Below are 1,686 nucleotides of genomic sequence, written 5' to 3'. Positions count from 1 at the left end.
TGGGCGAAAATTGGCGGAATGCATATTGGTATTATTACCAATAATGGTCCGATCACACCACAAGGTGCGGTAAAGGCTGCGCAGTTCATTCACCTCTGTGAACAGACGCAACGTCCGCTGTTATTTTTGCATAACACCACTGGCTTTATGGTGGGAACAGATGCTGAACAGAACGGCATCATTAAGCATGGTTCGAAATTAATCCAAGCGGTTGCTAACGCTACCGTGCCAAAAATTTCGATTGTCATCGCTGGTTCTTATGGCGCAGGCAACTATGCCATGTGTGGGCGTAGTTTATCGCCTGATTTTATCTTTGCTTGGCCGAACTCACATGTTGCTGTGATGGGTGCGGCGCAAGCGGGCAAGGTGTTAAGGATCGTTGCTGAGGGGAAACAGAAAGCTTCAGGCATGGAGCCGAATCCACAGATGCTGGATTTTCTAGAACAAAGTACTTCAATGAAACTGGAACAGCAATCAACGGCATTGTTCAACACTGCAATGTTGCATGACGATGGCATTATCGACCCACGAGATACTCGTAAGGTTCTGATCTTCTTGTTACAGACCATTTATGAAGCACAGCAACGTGAACTAAATCCAACACGATTTGGCGTGTCACGTTTCTAATTCAACACAAAATTTAGGCAATAAAAATATTTAGGACAAAACCATGAAATTTACCGCAGAGCATGATGCATTACGCCGTACAGCACGTCAGTTTGTAGAAAATGAACTCAATCCATTTATTCCTGATTGGGAGGAAGCTGGGCGTTTCCCAATCCATGAAGTCTTTAAAAAAATGGGGGATTTAGGTTTACTGGGTATTTGTAAGCCTGAGGAAAATGGCGGTTTAGGTCTCGATTATTCTTATAACCTTGTGGTCGCAGAAGAATTAGGTCGTGCTGCATGTGGTGGGGTGCCATTGGCCATTGGGGTGCAAACCGATATGGCAACACCTGCACTAGCTCGTTTTGGCAGTCAGGAATTACGAGATGAGTTTTTAAATCCTGCAATTCGTGGTGAATATGTGGCATCGATTGCCGTGTCAGAAGTTCATGCTGGTTCTGATGTTGCAGCAGTAAAAACGACAGCAAAAAAAGATGGCGATGATTACATCATTAATGGCAGTAAGATGTGGATCACTAATTCACTACAAGCAGATTTCTTTTGTTTACTTGCCAATACCTCAGATGACAAACCGCATGTCAATAAATCGATGATTATTGTTCCAGCAAAAACGGCAGGGATTAGTTTTTCAGAACCGCTCAATAAATTGGGCATGCGTTCAACCACAACAGCTCAAGTCTATTTCGACAATGTTCGTGTACCACAGCGCAATTTAGTCGGTGCTGAGGGCATGGGTTTTATGATGCAGATGATGCAGTTCCAAGAAGAACGGATGTGGGCATGTGCCAATGCCATTGGCGGTTTGGAAAATGTGATAAAACAAACCATTGATTACACAAAAGATCGTACTACTTTTGGTCAGCCGCTCATTAACAATCAGTATGTGCATTTCCGTTTTGCTGAGTTGATGACCGAGGTCGAAGCACTCAAAGCACTCACTTATCAAGCTTGTGAGCAACACATCGCAGGCGAGAATGTCACCATGTTGGCGTCGATGGCGAAACTCAAAGCAGGACGTTTAACTCGTGAAGTTGCTGATAGTTGCTTACAGTACTGGGG

The 1,686-nt window shown here is 44.2% G+C and carries 2 protein-coding genes; both read left to right on the top strand.

The genetic code is table 11. From position 1 onward, the window contains the following. Window positions 1-627 (top strand): carboxyl transferase domain-containing protein (locus B4237_RS14240; protein ID WP_286943656.1); only part of this gene is annotated, 627 nt, incomplete at its 5' end. Between the two features lie 43 nt (window positions 628-670). After that, the coding region (locus tag B4237_RS14235) for an acyl-CoA dehydrogenase family protein (RefSeq protein ID WP_286943653.1) at window positions 671-1,686 on the top strand (1,016 nt) is incomplete at its 3' end.

This window comes from Acinetobacter sp. UBA6526 (genome assembly GCF_002434875.1).
Classification (GTDB): domain Bacteria; phylum Pseudomonadota; class Gammaproteobacteria; order Pseudomonadales; family Moraxellaceae; genus Acinetobacter; species Acinetobacter venetianus.
This window is presented reverse-complemented; position numbering and strand designations above follow the sequence as displayed.